At 41.4% G+C, this 21,959-nt stretch carries 35 protein-coding genes; all 35 read right to left on the bottom strand.

What is annotated here, in order from left to right; genetic code table 11:
* Window positions 1-9 precede the first annotated feature (9 nt).
* Window positions 10-852 (bottom strand): ABC transporter permease, encoded by an 843-nt coding sequence (locus B7705_RS05630; protein WP_042902987.1) that lies wholly within the window; start codon window positions 850-852, stop codon window positions 10-12.
* Window positions 852-1,718 (bottom strand): ABC transporter ATP-binding protein, encoded by an 867-nt coding sequence (locus B7705_RS05625; RefSeq protein WP_042902988.1) that lies wholly within the window; start codon window positions 1,716-1,718, stop codon window positions 852-854. Before B7705_RS05625 ends, B7705_RS05630 begins: the two co-directional genes overlap by 1 nt.
* A gap of 492 nt (window positions 1,719-2,210) precedes the next feature.
* Complete coding sequence (locus B7705_RS05620; RefSeq protein ID WP_084948355.1) at window positions 2,211-2,624, bottom strand: YjdF family protein; 414 nt, start codon at window positions 2,622-2,624, stop codon at window positions 2,211-2,213.
* A 173-nt stretch (window positions 2,625-2,797) separates the two neighbouring features.
* Entirely contained in the window at window positions 2,798-5,299 is a 2,502-nt protein-coding gene (leuS, locus tag B7705_RS05615) for a leucine--tRNA ligase (RefSeq protein WP_084948353.1), read from the bottom strand.
* A 159-nt stretch (window positions 5,300-5,458) separates the two neighbouring features.
* Window positions 5,459-6,151 carry a histidine phosphatase family protein gene (locus tag B7705_RS05610; RefSeq protein WP_084948352.1) on the bottom strand — a complete coding sequence of 231 codons (693 nt, stop codon included), beginning with the start codon at window positions 6,149-6,151 and terminating at the stop codon, window positions 5,459-5,461.
* 236 nt (window positions 6,152-6,387) lie between these two features.
* Window positions 6,388-7,725, bottom strand: a complete 1,338-nt coding sequence (locus tag B7705_RS05605; RefSeq protein WP_000354878.1) for a PFL family protein — start codon at window positions 7,723-7,725, stop codon at window positions 6,388-6,390.
* A gap of 9 nt (window positions 7,726-7,734) precedes the next feature.
* Window positions 7,735-8,001 carry an ACT domain-containing protein gene (locus B7705_RS05600; RefSeq protein WP_000644109.1) on the bottom strand — a complete coding sequence of 89 codons (267 nt, stop codon included), beginning with the start codon at window positions 7,999-8,001 and terminating at the stop codon, window positions 7,735-7,737.
* Between the two features lie 264 nt (window positions 8,002-8,265).
* Window positions 8,266-8,652, bottom strand: a complete 387-nt coding sequence (gene rplQ / locus B7705_RS05595) for a 50S ribosomal protein L17 (RefSeq protein ID WP_000331493.1) — start codon at window positions 8,650-8,652, stop codon at window positions 8,266-8,268.
* 11 nt (window positions 8,653-8,663) lie between these two features.
* Window positions 8,664-9,599 (bottom strand): DNA-directed RNA polymerase subunit alpha, encoded by a 936-nt coding sequence (locus B7705_RS05590; protein WP_000568993.1) that lies wholly within the window; start codon window positions 9,597-9,599, stop codon window positions 8,664-8,666.
* 42 nt (window positions 9,600-9,641) lie between these two features.
* Window positions 9,642-10,025 carry a 30S ribosomal protein S11 gene (gene rpsK / locus B7705_RS05585; protein ID WP_001118385.1) on the bottom strand — a complete coding sequence of 128 codons (384 nt, stop codon included), beginning with the start codon at window positions 10,023-10,025 and terminating at the stop codon, window positions 9,642-9,644.
* A 17-nt stretch (window positions 10,026-10,042) separates the two neighbouring features.
* On the bottom strand, window positions 10,043-10,408 hold the full coding sequence (rpsM, locus tag B7705_RS05580) for a 30S ribosomal protein S13 (RefSeq protein WP_000090781.1): 366 nt from the start codon (window positions 10,406-10,408) through the stop codon (window positions 10,043-10,045).
* A 17-nt stretch (window positions 10,409-10,425) separates the two neighbouring features.
* Window positions 10,426-10,542, bottom strand: a complete 117-nt coding sequence (gene rpmJ / locus B7705_RS05575) for a 50S ribosomal protein L36 (protein WP_001808836.1) — start codon at window positions 10,540-10,542, stop codon at window positions 10,426-10,428.
* A gap of 24 nt (window positions 10,543-10,566) precedes the next feature.
* Window positions 10,567-10,785, bottom strand: a complete 219-nt coding sequence (gene infA, locus B7705_RS05570) for a translation initiation factor IF-1 (RefSeq protein ID WP_001029883.1) — start codon at window positions 10,783-10,785, stop codon at window positions 10,567-10,569.
* Between the two features lie 116 nt (window positions 10,786-10,901).
* A complete protein-coding gene (locus B7705_RS05565; RefSeq protein ID WP_084948350.1) occupies window positions 10,902-11,540 on the bottom strand; it encodes an adenylate kinase in 639 nt (212 codons plus the stop codon).
* 146 nt (window positions 11,541-11,686) lie between these two features.
* Window positions 11,687-12,997 (bottom strand): preprotein translocase subunit SecY, encoded by a 1,311-nt coding sequence (gene secY, locus B7705_RS05560; protein WP_038805841.1) that lies wholly within the window; start codon window positions 12,995-12,997, stop codon window positions 11,687-11,689.
* A gap of 11 nt (window positions 12,998-13,008) precedes the next feature.
* Window positions 13,009-13,449, bottom strand: a complete 441-nt coding sequence (gene rplO, locus B7705_RS05555; RefSeq protein WP_000766092.1) for a 50S ribosomal protein L15 — start codon at window positions 13,447-13,449, stop codon at window positions 13,009-13,011.
* 145 nt (window positions 13,450-13,594) lie between these two features.
* Complete coding sequence (gene rpmD / locus B7705_RS05550) at window positions 13,595-13,777, bottom strand: 50S ribosomal protein L30 (RefSeq protein WP_000057241.1); 183 nt, start codon at window positions 13,775-13,777, stop codon at window positions 13,595-13,597.
* 13 nt (window positions 13,778-13,790) lie between these two features.
* Window positions 13,791-14,285 carry a 30S ribosomal protein S5 gene (gene rpsE / locus B7705_RS05545; RefSeq protein WP_000874204.1) on the bottom strand — a complete coding sequence of 165 codons (495 nt, stop codon included), beginning with the start codon at window positions 14,283-14,285 and terminating at the stop codon, window positions 13,791-13,793.
* A 17-nt stretch (window positions 14,286-14,302) separates the two neighbouring features.
* Window positions 14,303-14,659: a 50S ribosomal protein L18 gene (gene rplR, locus B7705_RS05540; RefSeq protein ID WP_000624044.1), complete on the bottom strand. Its 357-nt coding sequence runs from the start codon at window positions 14,657-14,659 to the stop codon at window positions 14,303-14,305.
* Window positions 14,660-14,742: 83 nt separating this feature from the next.
* A complete protein-coding gene (gene rplF, locus B7705_RS05535; RefSeq protein WP_000086638.1) occupies window positions 14,743-15,279 on the bottom strand; it encodes a 50S ribosomal protein L6 in 537 nt (178 codons plus the stop codon).
* A gap of 62 nt (window positions 15,280-15,341) precedes the next feature.
* Entirely contained in the window at window positions 15,342-15,521 is a 180-nt protein-coding gene (locus B7705_RS05530) for a hypothetical protein (protein ID WP_061594912.1), read from the bottom strand.
* 166 nt (window positions 15,522-15,687) lie between these two features.
* On the bottom strand, window positions 15,688-16,086 hold the full coding sequence (gene rpsH / locus B7705_RS05525; RefSeq protein ID WP_000245504.1) for a 30S ribosomal protein S8: 399 nt from the start codon (window positions 16,084-16,086) through the stop codon (window positions 15,688-15,690).
* A 213-nt stretch (window positions 16,087-16,299) separates the two neighbouring features.
* Window positions 16,300-16,485 (bottom strand): type Z 30S ribosomal protein S14, encoded by a 186-nt coding sequence (locus tag B7705_RS05520; RefSeq protein WP_001085697.1) that lies wholly within the window; start codon window positions 16,483-16,485, stop codon window positions 16,300-16,302.
* Between the two features lie 17 nt (window positions 16,486-16,502).
* The gene (gene rplE, locus B7705_RS05515; protein WP_000013542.1) at window positions 16,503-17,045 is read right to left on the bottom strand and encodes a 50S ribosomal protein L5; all 543 of its coding nucleotides are present in this window, start codon (window positions 17,043-17,045) and stop codon (window positions 16,503-16,505) included.
* Window positions 17,046-17,068: 23 nt separating this feature from the next.
* Window positions 17,069-17,374: a 50S ribosomal protein L24 gene (rplX, locus tag B7705_RS05510; RefSeq protein WP_000497690.1), complete on the bottom strand. Its 306-nt coding sequence runs from the start codon at window positions 17,372-17,374 to the stop codon at window positions 17,069-17,071.
* 79 nt (window positions 17,375-17,453) lie between these two features.
* Window positions 17,454-17,822, bottom strand: coding sequence for a 50S ribosomal protein L14 (rplN, locus tag B7705_RS05505; RefSeq protein WP_000616545.1), 369 nt, complete (start codon window positions 17,820-17,822; stop codon window positions 17,454-17,456).
* 25 nt (window positions 17,823-17,847) lie between these two features.
* On the bottom strand, window positions 17,848-18,108 hold the full coding sequence (gene rpsQ / locus B7705_RS05500; protein WP_000440801.1) for a 30S ribosomal protein S17: 261 nt from the start codon (window positions 18,106-18,108) through the stop codon (window positions 17,848-17,850).
* A 24-nt stretch (window positions 18,109-18,132) separates the two neighbouring features.
* A complete protein-coding gene (gene rpmC / locus B7705_RS05495) occupies window positions 18,133-18,339 on the bottom strand; it encodes a 50S ribosomal protein L29 (RefSeq protein WP_000772918.1) in 207 nt (68 codons plus the stop codon).
* A 9-nt stretch (window positions 18,340-18,348) separates the two neighbouring features.
* Window positions 18,349-18,762 carry a 50S ribosomal protein L16 gene (gene rplP / locus B7705_RS05490; protein ID WP_000960946.1) on the bottom strand — a complete coding sequence of 138 codons (414 nt, stop codon included), beginning with the start codon at window positions 18,760-18,762 and terminating at the stop codon, window positions 18,349-18,351.
* Window positions 18,763-18,765: 3 nt separating this feature from the next.
* Window positions 18,766-19,419 (bottom strand): 30S ribosomal protein S3, encoded by a 654-nt coding sequence (rpsC, locus tag B7705_RS05485; protein ID WP_000529936.1) that lies wholly within the window; start codon window positions 19,417-19,419, stop codon window positions 18,766-18,768.
* Between the two features lie 12 nt (window positions 19,420-19,431).
* A complete protein-coding gene (gene rplV, locus B7705_RS05480) occupies window positions 19,432-19,776 on the bottom strand; it encodes a 50S ribosomal protein L22 (protein ID WP_000818137.1) in 345 nt (114 codons plus the stop codon).
* An 11-nt stretch (window positions 19,777-19,787) separates the two neighbouring features.
* Entirely contained in the window at window positions 19,788-20,069 is a 282-nt protein-coding gene (gene rpsS / locus B7705_RS05475) for a 30S ribosomal protein S19 (protein WP_000533766.1), read from the bottom strand.
* A gap of 103 nt (window positions 20,070-20,172) precedes the next feature.
* Window positions 20,173-21,006, bottom strand: a complete 834-nt coding sequence (gene rplB / locus B7705_RS05470; RefSeq protein WP_000512910.1) for a 50S ribosomal protein L2 — start codon at window positions 21,004-21,006, stop codon at window positions 20,173-20,175.
* Between the two features lie 17 nt (window positions 21,007-21,023).
* Entirely contained in the window at window positions 21,024-21,320 is a 297-nt protein-coding gene (locus B7705_RS05465; protein WP_001055347.1) for a 50S ribosomal protein L23, read from the bottom strand.
* Complete coding sequence (gene rplD, locus B7705_RS05460) at window positions 21,320-21,943, bottom strand: 50S ribosomal protein L4 (RefSeq protein ID WP_000024537.1); 624 nt, start codon at window positions 21,941-21,943, stop codon at window positions 21,320-21,322. The genes B7705_RS05465 and rplD overlap by 1 nt, the downstream gene beginning before the upstream one ends.
* Window positions 21,944-21,959: the final 16 nt, after the last annotated feature.

Below are 21,959 nucleotides of genomic sequence, written 5' to 3'. Positions count from 1 at the left end.
AATACATCTTTATTTTCTCTTGCTAAACACTTTAACAAATAACATCCAAAGAAGAATAGCGACGAGACTGATAATAACCACTATAAAGTATGTTTCTTCCTTTGTCAATAGTTCTTGCCAGTTGATTTGGATTCCCATTTTTTCTTGAAATTCCTGTAACAGACTGTTATTTCCTGAAAATGCGGTCTCTAATCGCTCTTTCATTAAGACTTGTCGATAGAGAGAAGCAATATAAGTGGCAGGGGTACATTTCATGAAAAGCTGTGCAGAATCAGGTAATACTCCAATGGGGATATAAGTTCCTACTAAAAATCCAGAAGCAGTTCCCACTATCGTTGCCAGTTTACCAAGGCTATCTACAGATTGAAAACGGTAAATCAAGAGAACATTTACCAAACTTGAAAGCAGACTGCTTAACAACATAATCAAAGCGATTTCCGGTAAATGGCTGATAACTGGGCTCTCTTTAAAATAAAAACTCATAACAGCATACATAAACACCTGCATGACAAAAGAAATGACAATACTACTGATTAGATAGGACGCCTGTAAGCCCCAGTTGCCTAAATCAGTCAAGAAGAGATCTTGATCCACTTGATTTTCGCGGTCCTGTACCATTTGTTTAAGAGCCGTAAAACTGGTTGTCATCCCAGTCACAGCCAACGTCCCACCCATCAGCCAGTTATTTAAAAGGTTCGTACTATTAGGGAGTTGGGACCAAGAATCCGTCAAATTCTTCTGCAAAAAAATGATATAAAGGAGGAAGGAAATCAATGCCCCCAATAATGAGAAAAATACTCCCGAACGATTACGAAAATATAAGATAAAATTCCGTTTCAATAAAGCTAGCATTAGCGAACCTCTCTTCCTGTAAGTGCAATAAAGGCATCATCCATAGTACCCGAACGAAACTCAAAAGAATCAATTTCTTCTCGAACTTTTGCCAAATATTCAATGGCTTCCTGTGATGTCCTTGGATAAAAAAGATATTCCATCTCATTTTCTTCCTCGACTGTCATTCCAGTCTGTAGCAATTTTTCTAGATCCTTCATTTCCTTAAAACGAATTTTTAGGATATTAGATGCATACTGACTTTTAATAGCAATCGCAGAACCTTGCGCAATCACTTTCCCATGATCAACGATATAGATCTGATCCGCTTCATCTGCTTCATCCAGATAATGAGTCGTTAAGATAATAGTCATCCCTTCATCCTTTTGTAGTCGATACAGTAGATCCCAGATGGATTTGCGAGTTTGAATATCAAGACCTGTCGTTGGTTCATCCAAGAAAAGAATATCTGGTCGCGAAAGAAGAGCACGCGCAATATCAACCCGACGTTTTTGCCCACCTGACAAGGTTCCATAGAGTTGTTTCTGGAAAGCAGTCAAACCCAGTTGATGGATCAAATCATCCACACGACTTGCCGCAATCTCCTTATACTGTTGAGCACGAATCGTGAGATTTTCCCTAACCGTCAACATCTCATCCAGTACACTAGCTTGAAAAACCACTCCGATTTTCGTATTTGGCGCATATCGAATCTGACCTTGTGTCGGATTTTTCAAACCGATTAACATGGAAATAGTGGTTGATTTCCCTGCACCATTGGGTCCCAAAATAGCATTGAAACTTCCTTTTTCAAACTCTAACTGAATATCATCGACAGCCATGTGATTGCCGTACCGTTTAGTCAAATGTTTCGCTTGTAAAATCATATTTTTTCCTCCTCTTAACCACACTAGTTTAACAAAAAGAATGAAAGAAAAATCGACTTTTGAGATAAGCAGTTAAAATGAAAGGCCAAGTGGTAAAATAATGGGGGTTAAATTAAAGTAGAGCAGGCTCGTTTTTCTCCTATCGAATCACTAGAGGAAGTTGAAAAACACTTACAACCATACATTATATTTTTAAACATACGCTATAAAAGAGATGTTTTATAGCATCCGGCAGAAAAATCCAGGAGTCAATAGTATTGTTCTCGCTAAACCAAACAATAAAAAATGAATCAGAAATCATGGCACACACTCCCTTCTAGTGAAATGAAAATGCTGAATGGGGCAGGATTGAATTTGAAGCAAGCAAGTATGGTCCTGAATTTGAAACTGCCATTAACGATAAGTCTATCTATTAGGAAAGAAATCTTCAATACAAGCAAAAACAGCTCTTGTTATCCAAGAAGAGCTGTTCTATTTTATGAAAGAGAATCACTAGTGCCCCTTGTGTTTCTCTCTACGTTTTTGCTGTTTGCGTTCAAATTTCTCTTGTTTGAGCAATTGCTTTTGGAGACTGGACTGTTGTTTTGAATGCTTTTTTCGTTCTTCGTGCTGCAACTGCAAAAGCTCTTGTGACTTAGAAGAAACTTTCTGCTTCACCTGTTTCTTTACAGCTCGCTGCAAACGCTTCGGATTCTTAATCTTCACATGATGTTTGACTGTTGCCTCTGGACTAAAAGATAACCGAACAAACTGAGTCTGTAAAAGTTTCAAAATTTCATCCTCTTTTGGTTCCTGACCAAATGTCACTCGACAAACTTGATAAGTTCCCTCATACTCTTGTTCAAACAATCCATGCCAAAATCCATCTTCAAAATAAACTGTCAAGCCAATTGAAACGATTTCCACGACAGCACCTCCTTAAATCTATCCCTAAGAATGGACAACCAAGGAGGAAGGTTACTGATAGGCTTGCCTACGTCTGGACTACCAACCAGAACTGTGTTTTTATCTTAGTTGGGACTATTATAGCATAATCCAATTTAAAAATCCTCCAGATTCTACTCTGAAGGATTCCTATCTTATTTCACAACGATATTTACCAACTTGTTAGGTACCGCAATCACTTTCACGATTTCCTTACCGTCAATCTCCGCTTTGACTTTTTCGTCAGCCAGAACAATTTCTTGCAATTCTTCGCGTGACAGGTCTTTAGCGACCATGAGTTTGGCACGGACTTTTCCTTTGATTTGAACGACGATTTCGATTTCGTCTTCAACCAATTTACTTTCGTCCCAAGTTGGCCAAGCTACATAAGAGATGGACTCACCTGTTGCTGCAACAGTTTGCCAGAGTTCTTCTGCCAAGTGAGGGGCAAATGGGGCGATCAATTGGATAGAGCCTTTGGCGTAATCCACATAGAGTTTGTCTTCCTTATTAGCAGCGTTGACAAAGACCATAAGTTGGGCAATGGCTGTGTTGAATTTCATAGACTCAATTTGCTCAGTGACAGATTTAACGGTTTCGTTATAAACCTTGTCAAGAGCACCATTATTTTCCGCAGCAATTTCTTTACTTGTAATCAAACGGTAAACACGGTCAAGGAATTTACGGCTTCCTTCCAGACCTTCTTCTGACCAAGCGATGGAAGCATCGAGTGGCCCCATGAACATTTCATAAACACGAAGGGTATCAGCACCATATTGTTCCACCACATCGTCTGGGTTGACAACGTTCTTGAGCGATTTAGACATCTTGGCTGGTGCTTGCTCCAACTCTTCTCCTGTTTCCACATGGAAGAAAGAACCGTCACGTTTTTCAACCTTATCAGTCGCTACAAGAGCTCCACGGTGGTCACGGTAGCTTGTTCCCAAAATCATCCCTTGGTTAAAGAGTTTTTGGAATGGTTCCTTAGTCGGAACAACACCGAGGTCATAGAGGAATTTATGCCAGAAACGAGCGTAAAGCAAGTGAAGAACGGCATGCTCTGCACCACCCACGTAGATATCTACTGGCAACCATTGTTTGAGGAGATCCTCGTCAGCCAATTTTTCTGTGTTATGTGGGTCGATATAGCGGAGGTAGTACCAGCTTGAACCTGCCCATTGTGGCATAGTGTTTGTTTCACGACGACCTTTGACACCATCTTCACGCGTCACTTCAAGCCAGTCTGTCAAGTTAGCTAGCGGACTTTCACCAGTACCTGAAGGACGGATGTCCTTGGTTACTGGCAAGACAAGTGGCAATTCACTTTCAGGAACGGCTGTTGAAGTTCCATCTTCCCAATGAATGATTGGAATTGGCTCACCCCAGTAACGTTGACGGCTAAAGAGCCAGTCACGGAGACGGTAGGTGACTTTTTCTTGACCACAGCCGTTTTCTTCCAACCAAGCGACAATCTTGGCAATAGCATCTTCTTTGTTCAGTCCATCAAGGAAGTCAGAGTTGACGTGAAGACCGTTTTCCGTGTAAGCAGCCTCTTCAACGTTTCCACCTTCAAGAACTTCTACGATTGGAAGGTCAAATTGTTTGGCAAATTCCCAGTCACGTTGGTCGTGGGCAGGTACAGCCATAACAGCACCTGTACCATAGCTAGCAAGAACATAGTCGGCAATCCAGATTGGGATTTCCTTGCCATTGACAGGATTGATGGCATAAGCACCAGTCCAAACCCCTGTTTTTTCCTTGGCAAGATCGGTACGAGCCAAGTCTGACTTGAGGCTAGCTTGGTGTTTGTAGTCTGCTACAGCCTCTGCTTGTTCTGGACTTGTGATAGCATCTACTAGTTCATGCTCAGGAGCCAAGACAGTGAAAGTCGCACCGAAAAGAGTATCAGGACGAGTTGTAAAGACGGTAAATTCCTTGTCAGTCCCTTTCACTTTGAAAGTTACATTGGCACCAGTAGATTTACCAATCCAGTTGCGTTGCATGTCCTTGATAGACTCTGGCCAATCCAACTCATCCAAGTCGTTAAGCAAGCGCTCTGCATAGGCCGTAATTTTGAGCATCCATTGGCGCATTGGTTTGCGGACAACGGGATAGCCACCACGCTCAGAAGTTCCATCAGGAAGCACTTCTTCGTTGGCAATGGCTGTTCCTAGTTCCTCAACCCAGTTTACTGGCACTTCCGCTTCATAGGCCAAGCCTTTTTCGTAAAGCTTGGTGAAAATCCACTGCGTCCATTTGTAGTAGTTTGGATCTGTTGTGTTGACTTCACGGTCCCAGTCGTAAGAGAATCCAAGCGCATTGATTTGACGTTTGAAGTTGGCAATGTTTTCTGCTGTAAATTCTGCCGGGTCATTCCCCGTATCCATAGCGTATTGCTCAGCTGGCAAACCAAAGGCATCCCAACCCATTGGGTGAAGGACATTGTAACCTTGGGCACGTTTGTAACGGCTAAGGATATCAGTCGCTGTATAACCTTCTGGGTGTCCTACGTGCAATCCAGCTCCTGAAGGATATGGGAACATATCGAGAGCATAAAACTTCGGTTTTGATGCATCTGTTCCTGTCTTAAATGTATGATGTTCTGCCCAGTAGCCCTGCCACTTAGGCTCAATTTCTTTATGATTGTAAAAACTCATGGTCTCTCTCCAATTTTATGATGTTACTATTATACCATTTTTGAGGGAATTTGAAAGACGAGAAATGTTCTTTTAGACTTGGATAACACGAAATACTGAATCGCAAATCCAACTTATTTAACAGGAAAAAAATTAGCTCCTGATCGGAGCTAACTTCTATTAACTATTTGTCTCTAACATCTTCTCACGTCCCAGTTCCCGATAGCTACGGTCGCCAACGACTTGGACCGTAAACTGACCGTTCTCATATTCAAGAATCGTCACGCTACCATTATCTAGACCATGCGGATGCATACCATTGATCAGATAAACAATGGTTCCAATCGTCATTCCATGGCTGACAACGAGGGCATTTCCCCCACCTTGTTCTTCCATTTCTTTGGCAATCGCTTCAAAGCCTTCCTTGATTCGACTACTGAGTTTTTCCCAACCTTCTGCCCAGCCAGCTGTATCAACCTCTACCAAACCTTCTGCTAGTTCCGCATAGGACAACTGATGAACATGGTCTACATTGAAAATTCTCGGAATCAACCCCATAAAGAGGTCCCCATCATAGGCCCCATCAAAACTACCAAAACACCACTCTCTGATGCGCTTGTCCATTCGATAAGGGATTTTCCCTTGCAAGCCCAGTTCTTCAAGAATAATTCCCATGGTCTGAATAGTGCGCCCTGAATCACTAGAATAAGCTCGGTCAAACTGCAAACCAGACTCTCGTAAGCCAATTCCCAGCTCATGGATTCCCAACTCACCTTCTGTTGTCAGAGGTGTATCACTCCACCCTTGAGCACGTCCAATCGTGTTAAACATCGTTTTACCATGACGGATCAAGTACAATCTTACTTTAGACATTTTCTATCCTCCATTTTCTTCTATTATATCATGGATCAAAGAAATATTCGGCTTTCAACAGTAAAGTCCGCTCTCGTAATTTTCCCACAAGAAAAGCTACCCTAACGGTAGCTTTCCTAGGAGATTATTATGAAAAAGTTTAGGATTCTAATTAAATAAAGTTAGGAGATCTTTATTTAATGATTATAGTATACACAGTCATCCTTAAACTCAACTTAAATCCTCTCTCTTTTTTATTAATTTTTAAAACTATGGATTGGAGCAGGAATTTGACCTCCACGAGAGATGAAATCGACAGACGAAGCCCCATTGACTTTCATAACTGGAGCTGTTCCTAGCAAACCACCAAACTCAATCATATCGCCTTCTTTGCCCTTTGGAATGATACGGACGGCCGTTGTCTTCATGTTAATGACACCAATTGCCGCCTCATCCGCAATCATAGCCGCAATGGTCTCAGCAGGCGTATCTTCTGGAATGGCAATCATATCCAACCCAACAGAACAGATAGCCGTCATGGCTTCTAGTTTTTCTAAATTCAGAGAGCCATTTTGTACCGCAGCAATCATACCCTCATCTTCAGAGACAGGGATAAAAGCACCTGACAAACCACCGACCTGGTTACAAGCCATCACTCCGCCCTTCTTAACTTGGTCATTCAAAAGAGCGAGTGCAGCAGTTGTCCCATGCGTTCCAACTGTTTCTAGGCCCATTTCCTCAAGGACACGAGCCACAGAATCACCAACTGCAGGAGTAGGCGCCAAACTTAGGTCGACAATTCCAAAGTCAACACCTAGTCTCTCGCTGGCCATCTGACCAACTAATTGACCGATACGAGTAATCTTGAAGGCCGTTTTCTTGACCGTCTCGGCAACTACATCAAAGCTCTGTCCACGAACTTTTTCCAAGGCGCGCTTGACCACACCAGGACCCGAAACTCCGACATTGATGATAACATCTGCTTCGCCAACACCGTGGAAAGCCCCTGCCATAAAAGGATTGTCTTCAACAGCATTAGCAAATACGACCAACTTGGCAGCTCCCATATCCGATAAGCTCGCTGTTTCCTTGATAATACGTCCCATATCTGCAACTGCAGTCATATTGATGCCTGACTTGGTTGAACCGATATTGACGGACGAGCATACCTTGTCCGTCTCAGCTAGAGCGCGTGGGATAGAATTGATGAGAATCTCATCTCCTTTTTGGTAGCCCTTTTGTACCAAGGCCGAAAAACCTCCGATAAAGTCAACACCAATCTCCTTGGCAGCCTTATCAAGTGCCTTTGCTAAAACGACATAGTCCGTCGCATCAGTCGCTGCTCCAATCAAGGAAATCGGAGTCACCGATACTCGTTTATTGACAATCGGAATTCCTAGTTCCGCAGCAATTTCGTCACCTACAGCCACTAGATTTGCTGCTTTCGTTGTAATTTTTTGATAAATCTTTTCAGCAGCACGTTCAATGTCTGGATCAATACAGTCCAAAAGGGAAATGCCCATAGTGATGGTTCTGATATCGAAGTTCTGCTCCTCGATCATGGCGATGGTTTCAGTAACTTGTCTAATATCCATGATACCCTCCTAGATATTGTACATAGCATCAAAAATCGCTGCACTTTGAATATTGATTTTAACATTCAAGGTCTGGCCGAAAGCTTCAAACTCATTTCGCAGAGTTGTAAAATCCTGCTTTTCATCACTAGATACGACTGCCATCATGGTAAAATACTCATCCAGTACTGTTTGAGAAATATCATCAATATTCAAACCCAATTCTGCAATCTTAGTAGACACGCCTGCAACAATACCAGCCTTGTCCTTGCCAACCACTGTAATAATAGCCTTCATCCTTATACCCCATTTCTACCATTATTAGAAAACCTGAACGTTTTTGACTTTCTTTTTCCTTAGTATAGCATATTTCCGTAAAAATTACTAAAAAACGCCTGCTTACGAAGTTGTTCTTAAACAAAAAAACAATTTCGTAAACAAGCGTCTACCCTATCAAATGATGATGAGTGTTCCCGCTAGGACCGAAGTCCCAGCGGTAGACCAGAGCTAGACTAAGAGCACAAGACTCCATCATCATAACACTCAACAAAATTGATGATTTTATACTAATTCGATGATCGCCATTGGCGCAGCATCACCACGACGTGGTTCAGTTTTAAGGATACGAGTGTATCCACCGTTACGTTCAGCATAACGAGGTGCGATTTCTGAGAACAATTTTTGAAGTGCTGTAGTAGAAGTGTACTTATCAGTTGCTTCATCATAGTTTTCAGATGCGATTTCATTACGTACGAAAGCAGCTGCTTGACGACGTGCATGCAAATCACCACGTTTACCTAAAGTAATCATTTTTTCAACAGTTTTACGGATTTCTTTAGCACGAGCTTCAGTTGTCACGATTGATTCATTGATCAAAAGGTCAGTTGTCAAATCGCGAAGCATTGCTTTACGTTGTGAGCTAGTGCGTCCTAGTTTACGGTAAGCCATGTATTCCTCCTTTATTTATCTTTTAATCCAAGACCCAAGTCAATGAGTTTGAGTTTCACTTCTTCCAAACTCTTGCGTCCAAGATTTCGTACTTTCATCATCTCTGCTTCAGATTTTTCTGTCAAATCATGCACAGTATTGATACCGGCACGTTTCAAACAGTTGTATGAACGCACAGACAAGTCCAGTTCCTCAATCGTCCGATCCAAAATACGATCGTCAGATTCAGTATCAGCTTCTTTCATCACTTCAGTTGACTTAGCAATCTCAGTAAGATTTGTAAACAAATCAAGATGTTCTGTCAAGATACGTGCTGAAAGCCCTAAAGCATCTTCTGGAATAATTGTTCCATTAGTCAAGATTTCAAGGGTTAATTTGTCAAATCCATCATTGCTACCTACACGAGCAGGTTCAACCTGATAGTTGACTTTTGTAACTGGTGTATAAATAGAATCTACAGCAAGTGTTCCAACTGGTGCATTATCTTTTTTGTTTTCATCAGCAGGTACATATCCACGACCACTGTTAACAGTCATTGTCGCCTTTAGAGAAGAACCTTCACCGATTGTAAAGAGATAATGATCTGGATTTACAATTTCAATATCACTGTCAGTCAAAATATCTCCAGCTGTAATTTCAGCAGGACCTTCAACGTCAAGTTCAATGATTTTTTCGTCTTCAACGTATGATTTCACTGCAATCCCTTTAATGTTCAGAATGATTTGCATCACATCTTCACGAACACCGGGAACTGTGTCAAACTCATGCAAGACACCTTCAATGTTGATAGATGTCACTGCTGCTCCTGGTAGAGAAGCTAGTAGTACACGACGAAGAGAGTTACCAAGAGTTGTACCGTAGCCACGTTCAAGTGGTTCGATTACAAACTTGCCATAATCTTTATTTTCATCAATTTTTGTTATATTTGGTTTTTCAAACTCGATCATTTAGTTACTCCCTCTTAAACGAAAAGCAGTGTAATGCAATGATTATACACGGCGACGTTTTGGAGGACGAGCACCATTGTGTGGCACTGGAGTCACATCACGAATTGCTGTTACTTCAAGACCAGCGGCAGCAAGCGCACGAATAGCTGACTCACGACCAGAACCTGGACCTTTTACAGTAACTTCAACTGATTTAAGACCGTGTTCTTGTGCAGATTTAGCAGCAGCTTCAGAAGCCATTTGAGCAGCGAATGGTGTAGATTTACGAGAACCTTTGAAACCAAGAGCACCAGCTGATGACCAAGCAATTGCGTTACCATGCACATCAGTAATCATAACAATAGTGTTATTAAATGTAGCGTGAATATGAGCAATACCAGATTCGATATTCTTTTTCACACGACGTTTACGTGTTGGTTTAGCCAAGACTTTTACCTCCTATATTATTTTTTCTTACCAGCAATCGCAACAGCTTTACCTTTACGAGTGCGAGCGTTGTTTTTAGTGTTTTGTCCACGGACAGGAAGTCCACGACGGTGACGAATACCACGGTAAGAACCGATTTCCATCAAACGTTTGATGTTCAAGTTTACTTCACGACGAAGGTCACCTTCAACTTTGATTGCATCCACTTCACGACGGATAGCATCTTCTTGATCTGATGTAAGGTCACGTACACGAACATCTTCTGAGATTCCAGCAGCAGCCAAAATTTTCTTAGATGTTGCAAGTCCGATACCATAAACGTAAGTCAATGAGATTACTACGCGTTTGTCATTTGGAATGTCAACTCCAGCAATACGAGCCATGTTTTCTCCTTTCTATCTTATCCTTGACGTTGTTTGTGTTTTGGATTTGCTGGGCAAATTACCATAACACGACCATTACGACGAATTACTTTACAGTATTCGCAAATTGGTTTGACCGATGGTCTTACTTTCATTTCTTATCCCTCCAAGTTTTTCGATTATTTAAAGCGGTAAGTGATACGTCCACGTGTCAAGTCATATGGACTCATCTCGACAGTAACACGATCTCCCGCTAAAATACGAATATAGTTTTTACGAATTTTACCAGAAACTGTTGCTAAAATCTGATGTCCATTTTCAAGTTCAACCGTAAACATTGCGTTAGGCATTGTATCGACTACTTTGCCTTCAACTTCAATCACATCGTCTTTTGCCACGCAAAAGCACCTCCATAAATTTCGATTCGATGCCTCCAAACACAGAGGCAACAATTATAAGTCAGACTATCTCAGTATAACATTTGTAACGATTTTTTGCAAGTGTGAAAAACGCTTTATTTCAAATTTGTCAATACTTTTTCGATGTCTTTGAACACATCATTGATATCTTGATTTCCTTCGATATCGTGAACCAAACCTTTGGCACGATAGTGAGCGATGATTGGTTCACCTTGTGCGATATTGACATCCAAACGACGTTTAACAGTCTCAGGTTTGTCATCTTCACGTTGATAGTAATCTTCTTCTTTGTAGTCAACTGGTGGGTTGAAAACTTTGTGGAAGGTTTCACCTGTTTCGCGGTGGATAATACGGCCACTCAAACGTTCCAAGAGACAGTCTGGGTTCACTTCGATATTAATCACACCCTCAAGTTCGATACCAAGTTCCGCCAACGTTTTGTCCAAAGCATAAGCTTGTTCAAGCGTACGTGGGTAACCATCTAACAAGAAACCTGTTTCTTTGATATCATCCTGTGAAAGGCGTTCTTTAACAATACCATTTGTAACTTCATCTGGAACCAACTCACCTTTGTCAATGTATGACTTTGCAAGTAGACCCATTTCAGTTTGATTTGCCATAGCAGCACGGAACATATCTCCAGTTGAAATGTGTGCCACGTGGAATTGCTCCACAATTTTAGCTGCTTGCGTTCCCTTACCTGCTCCAGGTAAGCCCATAATCAAAAGATTCATGATCTGATCTCCTTATTTTGTATTTAAATAGAAGCAAAAAGCTAGTTTCAACTCCTATTTAAAAACAAAATAGAAGAGGGGAGACGAAAGTCTCTCTTATAGATAGACCTTCATACTCCACTCTCTAAGCAAAAGTAGTCTTGCTTTTATTCTGTTTTGTCCATGAAACCAACATACTTACGTTTCAATAGGTAACCTTCTAGCTGTTTGATTCCTTCGATACCTGTCGAAATAATGATCAAAAGACTAGTTCCCCCAAAAGCAACCGCTTCTGAGAGTCCAAAGACATCTTTTGCTACAATCGGCAAGATTGAAATCACACCAAGGAAAAGGGAACCGACGGTTGCAAGGCGACGAAGAAGTTTTGACATAAACTCTTCCGTTCCTTTACCTGGACGGACACCATGGATATAGGCTCCGCTCTTTTGCAAGTTTTCTGCTGCTTTCTCTGGATTGATCTGTACAAATGTATAGAAGAATGTAAAGAGAATAATCAGCAGTGCATACATGGCAACACCTGTTGGAGATGTTGTAGATAACATTTCCTGTGCTGTACGTACCCAAGCCCAATCATGACCTGTAGCGCTGACAAACTGAAGAATAGCCGCAGGTGCTGCTGTAATGGAACTGGCAAAGATAACTGGGATAACCCCCGCTGGGTTTACCTTCAAAGGAAGGTATGAGCTTGATGGGGCTCCTTGAGCAACTTTTGTATATTGGATTGGAATTTTATATTCTGCCTGTTGTACATATGTTGTAAAGTAAACAATCAACAAAACAGCGATAATGAGAATAACGACAAATATAATAGATGACGTCAACCGATCACTTGGAATATTGACAAAATAGTCCACGTAGATGCCATGAATCATCTCTGGAATTGAAGCCACAATCCCAGCAAAGATAATCATAGACACCCCGTTACCATATCCCTTATCAGTGATTTGCTCCCCGAGCCAAGTAACAATCATAGTACCTGCAGTCAGGATAATACCAATTGTAACAAAGACTTGAGGGGTTAGATCTGTCGTTAATAATTTTGCACCAGATAGAGTATTAAAACCAGCAGTGATTCCGATTGATTGCACAAACGCAAGTACAAGCGCAATATAACGAGTCGCTTGGTTTATCTTTCTCCGTCCTACTTCCCCCTGCTTGCCCCACTCTACAAACTTTGGAACAATATCCATTTGTAGCAATTGAACAACGATGGAAGCTGTGATATACGGACTCACACCGAGTGCAAAAACCGAGAAGTTCTTCATGGCATTCCCTGAAACTAAACTAAGCATGTTTAAGAAGGATAATCCACTCAAAGCTTCCAGACTTTTTGCATTCACACCTGGTACAGTAATACTAGTCCCGATACGGAAGACAAGTATGATAAAAATCGTAAAGAGAATTTTTGATCGTACTTTCTTAACCTTGAGGGCCTCTTTTAATAATTTAAAAAACATAGGTCACCTCTCTAGATGACTTCTACTGAACCACCTTTAGCAGTGATAGCTTCTTCAGCTGTTTTAGAGAATTTAGCTGCTTTCACAGTCAACTTCTTAGTCAGCTCACCGTTACCAAGAATTTTAACGCCTGATTTTTCAGCCTTTACAATTCCTGCTTCGATAAGAACAACTGGAGTAACTTCAGTACCATCTTCAAAAACGTTCAATTGATCAAGATTTACAATTGCATATTCTTTAGCGTTGATGTTAGTGAATCCACGTTTTGGAAGACGACGGAACAATGGAGTTTGTCCACCTTCAAAACCAAGGCGAACTCCGCCACCGCTACGAGCTTTTTGACCTTTTTGACCGCGACCAGATGTTTTACCGTTACCTGATGAAGTACCACGACCAACACGGTTACGTACTTTACGAGAACCTTCTGCAGGTTTCAATTCATGAAGTTTCATTTATATTTTCTCCTCTTTTGTAAAATGCTAGCGCCGATAAGAGAGAAAAGGTTGTCTCCCTTATCAACTCGCCTATACATTCGTCATCTTAGATGACTATATCTAGTTTTAGGGGATGAGTATTGCCACATCCCCTAAAAATTCATTAGTTTACTTCTTCAACTGTTACCAAGTGAGATACTGCAGTGATCATACCACGGATAGCAGCGTTGTCTTCTTTGATAACAGAGCTGTTCAATTTGCCAAGTCCAAGTGCTACAACAGTTTTACGTTGTGATGGAATGCGTCCGATTGGAGACTTAGTCAAAGTAATTTTAATTTGAGCCATTTTATCCCCTTTCTTATGCCAAATCAGAAACTGAAATACCACGAAGGGCAGCAACTTCTTCAGCGCGTTTCAATTGTTTCAAACCTTCAACAGTTGCACGAACAATGTTGATTGGAGTGTTAGAACCAAGTGATTTAGATGTAATATCTGCCACACCTGCCAATTCCACAACGGCACGAACTGCACCACCAGCGGCAACTCCAGAACCTTCTACAGCAGGTTTCAACAATACTTTAGCTCCACCAAATTCTGAAAGAACTTCGTGTGGGATTGTTGTTCCAACCATAGGAACCTCAATCAAGTTTTTCTTAGCATCTTCTACTGCTTTGCGGATTGCTTCTGGAACTTCTTGAGCTTTACCAGTACCAAATCCTACGCGACCGTTGTGGTCACCAACAACAACAAGAGCTGCGAAACGAAGACGACGTCCACCTTTAACAACTTTTGTAACACGGTTGACAGCAACTACGCGTTCTTCTAATTCAACTGCATTGTCTTTAAATGCCATTTTCTAGTGTCCTCCTATTAGAATTTCAATCCGTTTTCACGAGCTGCATCAGCCAAAGCTTTCACACGTCCGTGATATAGATATCCACCGCGGTCGAACACCACTTCTGAAATACCTTTAGCGTTTGCACGTTCTGCAACGAGTTTACCGACAGCAACGGCTTGTTCAGTTTTAGTTCCTTTTGAAACTTCTTTGTCAAGAGTTGAAGCACTTGCGAGCGTTACACCCGCTACGTCATCAATCACTTGAGCGTAGATGCCTGTATTAGAACGGAATACGTTCAAACGTGGGCGATCAGCAGTTCCAGAGAGTTTTCCGCGAACGCGACGATGGCGTTTTTGGCGGAGTTTGTTTTTATCTGGTTTAGAAATCACAGTTTTCACCTCTTTAGTTTTAAATCGTGTGCTATGCACAAAGTTGGAAAATAGGTCGGTGGTTGAAGATCAACCACTCAACATTATTTACCTGTTTTACCTTCTTTAAGACGAACATATTCGCCAACGTAACGGATACCTTTACCTTTATATGGTTCTGGTGAACGAAGGCTACGTACGTAAGCAGCTGTTTGACCAACTACTTCTTTTGAAATTCCGCTGATAACGATTGTTGTTGGGTTTGGAAGTTCAAAAGTAATTCCTTCTGGAGCTTCAACTTCGTCTGGATGAGATTTACCTACAGCCAAAACAAGTTTTTTTCCTTGAAGTTGTGCACGGTAACCAACCCCTCGCATTTCAAGTTCTTTCTTGAATCCTTCTGATACACCAACAACCATGTTGTTCAAAAGGGCACGAGTAGTTCCGTGGATTGTTTTCATTTCTTTTGAATCGTTTGGACGGTGAAGAGTTACTTCAGTACCTTCCACACGGATTTCAATATCTTTTGAGAACTCACGAGTAAGCTCTCCTTTAGGTCCTTTTACAGTTACTACGTTGTCATTGTTAGTGAGTTCAACACCAGCAGGCAACACGATAACTTTATTACCAATACGTGACATGTTTATTTTCTCCTGTTAGATTGTCAGGCCATTACAGCCAGTTTTCACGGGGGGCATTTGGATTAGAGCAAGCCTAGTTTCTTTCGAAAAGCTTTGACAAATTCCTGATATTCTGTCAATACATCAATAGCAGCAGGACTATAACCAATTTCACATAAAAGAGATACAAGGTCATCTTTTGACAATTCAGCCAAAGCGTCTTCTGCAACAATAAGTTTTTCATTCAATTCAGCAGCTGTCATCTTTTTCTCCTTAACTAATTTACTTTCTGTTTAGCCGACCAGTAAATCAGCTAAATTGAACACGAGCTATGGTCTGTGTGAAAAAGACAAATCTTCTTAGAGTGTTAACACTCTTTGTCAGATTTCCTATTTTCACATTGCCCATGACGCTCTTTGTATCTTGATTTTACCAAACGTAAGCGATAACTTCCCCACCAACATTTTTTTGGCGAGCTTCTTTATCAGTCAACAAGCCTTCAGATGTTGAGAGGATAGCAATTCCAAGTCCGTTAAGTACTTTTGGAAGATCTTCACGTTTTTTGTAGACACGAAGTCCTGGTTTAGAAACACGTTTCAAGTTAGTGATAACTTTTTCACCGTTTGGTCCGTATTTAAGGAATACACGGATGATGCCTTGTTTGTCATCTTCGATGATTTCAACGTTTTTTACAAAACCTTCGCGTTTAAGGATTTCAGCAATCCCTTTTTTGATATTTGATGCAGGTACTTCAAGTACTTCGTGTTTCGCTTGGTTAGCGTTACGAATACGAGTTAGGAAGTCTGCGATTGGGTCAGTCATAACCATTTTATTATTCTCCTCTTACTAGTAGTTTGCAAGTTGCACTTGCTAGTTAATGATTGAGCTGTGCTCAGATAGTATTGACACATTCAAATGAGATAACTCTTATTTGAACACGAGCTACAACCTAGGCAAAAAAGATAGATTTGTTTTGGAGCATCGCTCCTACACCAAATCTCCTATTTTTGCTGTGGTTGTTACGCTCTTTGTATCATGATATTACCAAGATGCTTTTGTTACACCAGGAATTTGTCCTTTGTAAGCTAATTCACGGAAGCAAACACGGCAAAGTTTAAATTTGCGGTAAACTGAATGTGGACGACCACATTTTTCACAACGAGTATAAGCTTGAGTAGAGAACTTCGCTGGACGTTTGTTCTTAGCAATCATTGATTTTTTAGCCATTAGATTTACCTCCTATATTATTTTGCAAAAGGCATTCCAAGGCCTGTAAGCAATGCACGTGACTCTTCGTCAGTGTTAGCAGTTGTTACGATAACGATGTCAAGACCACGAGTTTTGTCAACGTCATCAAAGTTGATTTCTGGGAAGATCAATTGTTCTTTCACACCAAGTGTGTAGTTCCCGCGTCCGTCAAATGACTTTGTTGGAACACCGTGGAAGTCGCGCACACGTGGAAGTGAAACTGAAACCAATTTATCCAAGAATTCGTACATACGTTCACCACGAAGGGTAACTTTTGCACCGATCGCAACACCTTCACGAAGACGGAAGCCGGCGATTGATTTTTTAGCTTTAGTGATAAGTGGTTTTTGACCTGAGATAAGTGCTAATTCTTCAGCAGCTTTTTCAAGACTTTTAGCATTTGATACAGCTTCACCAACACCCATGTTCAAAACGATCTTATCTACTTTAGGCACAGCCATCACTGATGAGTAGTTGAATTGTTCTGTCAAAGCAGGAACTACTTCATTAAGATATTTTTCTTTTAAACGATTTGCCATTATACTTCTCCTTTCCTTCGTGATTAATCAAGCACTTCGCCTGATTTTTTGTTGTAGCGAACTTTTTTACCGTCTACAAATTTGTAACCAACACGACCAGCCACACCATTTTTGTCCAATACTTGAACGTTTGATACGTGGATAGCTGCTTCTTTCTCGATGATACCACCTTGAGGAAGATCATTAGTTGGACGTTGGTGTTTCTTAACGATGTTTACACCTTCAACGATAACTTTGTTTACTTTTGGAAGGGCAGTAAGGACAACAGCTTCTGTTCCCTTATCTTTACCAGCGATTACGCGAACTTTGTCGCCTTTTTTTACAAACATTAGGTTTCTCCTTGATTTTTCTTACGCCCATAAGGGCACCCTGGAGGTAAATCCAGGGGACTAGTTTGTTTTTTTAAAATTAAAGTACTTCTGGAGCAAGTGACACGATCTTCATGAAGCCACCTTCACGCAATTCACGTGCAACTGGGCCAAAGATACGTGTTCCGCGAGGAGTTTTGTCTTCACGGATGATAACTGCTGCGTTTTCGTCAAACTTGATGTATGAACCATCAGCACGACGAGCACCTGATTTAGTACGAACGATAACAGCTTTTACAACGTCACCTTTTTTAACCGCACCACCAGGAGTAGCTTGTTTTACAGATGCCACGATAACATCACCGATGTTTGCAAATTTACGTCCTGAACCACCAAGAACTTTGATAGTCAAGATTTCGCGCGCACCGCTGTTGTCTGCGACTTTCAAACGAGTTTCTGTTTGAATCATTTCAGTTTTCTCCTTTCAGGTTTGATTAGATGATGACCGCTTCTTCAACAACTTCTACAAGACGGAAACGTTTTGTAGCTGAAAGCGGACGAGTTTCCATGATACGTACGATATCGCCTTCTTTGGCAACATTGTTTTCATCATGTGCTTTGTATTTCTTAGAGTAGTTAATACGTTTACCATAGACTGGGTGGTTACGTTTTGTTTCAACTACAACTGTGATTGTCTTGTCCATTTTGTCAGATACAACACGTCCAACAAGAACTTTACGATTATTGCGTTCCATTGAAATTTCTCCTTCCCTAGTCTATTATTTCGCTTCAGATTGAACTGTTTTGATACGAGCGATTTGTTTTTTAACTTCTTTCAAGCGAGCTGTTTGTTCCAATTGACCAGTAGCAGCTTGGAAACGAAGTTCAAACAATTCTTTTTTCAATTCGTTTTCGCGCTTCGCGAGTTCTTCTTGAGAAAGACCACGAAGTTCTTTAACAAATTCTTTTACTTCATTAAGTTTCATGCCTTCTCCTTATTCTGCTTCACGTTTTACGAATTTACATTTAACTGGCAATTTGTGGCTTGCAAGACGAAGCGCTTCGCGAGCGATTTCTTCAGATACACCAGCGATTTCGAACATCACTTTACCACGTTTAACTGGTGCTACCCAACCTTCAGGTGCCCCTTTACCAGATCCCATACGCACACCGATAGCTTTAGCAGTGTATGATTTGTGTGGGAAGATTTTAATCCAAACTTTACCACCACGTTTCATGTAACGAGTCATGGCGATACGAGCAGCTTCGATTTGGCGGTTAGTGATCCAGTGGCTAGTTGTAGCTTGAAGACCGTATTCACCGAATGCTACTTCTTTTCCACCTTTTGCTTCACCGCGCATTTTTCCACGGAATTCACGACGGTGTTTAACACGTTTAGGTACTAACATTGGTTATTTACCTCCTTTAGTGTTTTTACGAGCCGGAAGAACTTCACCACGGTAGATCCATACTTTAACACCAAGTTTACCGTATGTAGTATCTGCTTCTTCCCAAGCGTAATCGATATCTGCACGAAGTGTGTGAAGTGGAACAGTTCCTTCAGAGTATCCTTCAGCACGGGCGATATCTGCACCGTTCAAACGACCTGATACTTGAGTTTTGATTCCTTTAGCTCCAGCACGCATTGCACGTTGGATTGCTTGTTTTTGTGCACGACGGAAAGCGACACGTTGCTCCAATTGACGAGCAATTCCTTCACCTACAAGGTGAGCATCCAAATCAGGTTGTTTGATTTCGATGATGTTGATGTGTACTTGTTTTCCAGTCAATTTGTTAAGTTTTGCACGGAGTGCATCAACGTTAGCACCACCTTTACCGATAACCATACCTGGTTTAGCAGTGTGAAGCGAAACGTTAACTTTGTTTACTGCGCGTTCGATTTCGATAGTTGAAACTGCTGCGTCAGCAAGTTCTTTTTGAACGAATTTACGGATTGCAAGATCTTCATGAAGGTAATCCGCGTATTCTTTTTCAGCATACCATTTGGCATCCCAATCACGGATGATGCCGACACGCATACCAATTGGATGTACTTTTTGACCCACGATTTTACCTCCTTATTTTTCTGCAACAGCTACAGTGATGTGAGCTGTACGTTTGTTGATTGGTGAAGCTGAACCTTTCGCACGTGGACGGAAACGTTTCATAGTTGGTCCTTCGTTTGCGAATGCTTCAGATACTACCAAGTTAGCTTTGTCCAAACCAAAGTTGTTTTCAGCGTTAGCTACAGCTGAATTCAAAACTTTCAAGATGATTTCAGCAGCTTTGTTTGGTGTGAATGTCAAGATTGCAATAGCATCGGCTACGCTTTTACCACGGATGTTGTCAAGAACAAGACGTGATTTACGAGGTGAAACACGTACTGTACGAGCCATTGCTTTAGCTGAAGTAATTTCTGCCATTTATGTTCTCCTTATTTTCTACGTGTTTTCTTGTCGTCTGCAGCGTGGCCTTTGTAAGTACGAGTTGGTGCAAATTCACCAAGTTTGTGACCTACCATGTCTTCTTGGATGTAAACAGGTACGTGTTTACGTCCGTCATAAACTGCAATAGTGTAACCAATGAAACTTGGGAAGATCGTTGAACGACGTGACCAAGTTTTGATAACTTTTTTCTTTTCGTCGTTAGCTTGAGCTTCAACTTTTTTCATCAAATGCTCATCGACGAAAGGTCCTTTTTTAAGACTGCGTCCCATTTTTATTTTTTCTCCTTTAAATGTTGTACCACAGCGGCTTGCGCTCACATGGAGCGCTACCGAGCTGGCGGATTTCCTAGTTGCTTAGGCGACTAGTTTACTATTATTTCTCGTTGCGACGACGAACGATAAGTTTGTCAGATTTCGCTTTCTTGTTACGAGTTTTAAGACCAAGAGCAGGTTTGCCCCATGGAGTAGATGGCGCTTTACGACCAACTGGTGCTTTACCTTCACCACCACCGTGTGGGTGATCGTTAGGGTTCATTACAGAACCACGAACTGTTGGGCGGATACCTTTCCAACGGCTACGTCCTGCTTTACCAAGATTTACAAGTCCATGTTGTTCGTTTCCGACAACACCAACTGTAGCACGACAAGTTCCAAGGATCATACGTACTTCGCCAGATTGAAGACGAACAAGAACGTATTTACCTTCTTGACCCAATACTTGAGCAGAAGCTCCAGCTGCACGTACCAATTCTCCACCACGACCAGGTTTCAATTCGATGTTGTGGATCAAAGTACCAACTGGGATGTTAGCAAGTGGAAGAGCGTTTCCGACTTTGATATCTGCTTCAGGACCTGAAACGATACGTTGACCAACTTCAAGACCTTTTGGAGCGATGATGTATGCTTTCACACCGTCAGTGTAGTGTACAAGAGCGATGTTTGCAGAACGGTTTGGATCGTACTCGATAGTTTTAACAACTGCTTCAACGTTGTCTTTGTTACGTTTGAAGTCAACCAAACGGTAGAAACGTTTGTGTCCACCACCTTGGTGACGAACAGTGATACGACCGTTGTTGTTACGACCAGCCTTGCTCTTCAAAGCAACAAGCAATGATTTTTCAGGAGTGCTTGTTGTGATTTCAGCGAAATCCAAAGAAGTCATATTACGGCGACCGTTTGTTGTTGGTTTATAAACACGAATTCCCACGATATTTCCTCCTTAGATTATTCAGCTTCAGCAGCGAACAACTCGATTGCTTTTGAATCAGCTGTAAGTGTGATGATAGCTTTTTTAGTTTTGTTAGTAAAACCAGTGTAACGTCCAACACGTTTTGCTTTTGGTTTTACGTTGATTGTGTTAACGTTGGCAACTTTAACACCTTCGAAAGCAGCTTCAACAGCTTGCTTGATCAAAAGTTTGTGTGCACGAGTGTCAACTTCAAATACATATTTTCCTGCTTCAAGTTGAGCCATTGAGCTTTCAGTGATGACAGGTTTTTTGATAACATCATACAAATTCATTATGCAAGAACCTCCTCGATTTTAGAGATAGCTGCTTGTGTGACAAGAAGTTTGTCGCTATTTGCGATGTCAAGAACACTTGCAGTTGTAGCAGTTGCAACTTTCACGTTTGGAAGGTTACGAGCTGAAAGAGCTGCGAATTCATTTCCTTCTTCAAGGATAACAAGAACTTTAGAATCGATGCTCAATGCTGCAAGAACTTTTGCAAATTCAGCAGTTTTTGGAGCTGTAAATGAAAGAGCGTCTACAGCTACGAATTTGTTTTCAGCAACTTTTTCAGAGTAAACTGATTTAAGAGCTAGGCGACGAACTTTTTGTGGAAGTTTGTAGCCGTATGAACGTGGAGTTGGTCCGAAGACAACACCACCACCACGCCATTGTGGTGAGCGGATAGAACCTTGACGAGCACGTCCAGTTCCTTTTTGACGCCATGGTTTGCGTCCACCACCTGATACTGCAGAGCGGTTTTTAACAGCGTGTGTTCCTTGACGAAGGCTTGCGCGTTGGCTGATGATCACATCAAACACAACTGATTCATTTGGTTCAATACCAAATACTGCATCGTTAAGAACAACTTGGCCAGCTTCTTTACCAGTTTGGTCAAATAATGTTACGTTTGCCATTGTGACTGATTTCCCC

The organism is Streptococcus oralis subsp. dentisani (genome assembly GCF_002096685.1).
Lineage (GTDB): Bacteria > Bacillota > Bacilli > Lactobacillales > Streptococcaceae > Streptococcus > Streptococcus oralis_AD.
Note: the sequence above shows the minus strand (reverse complement) of the source record. Positions and strands in the feature narration are given on the sequence as shown.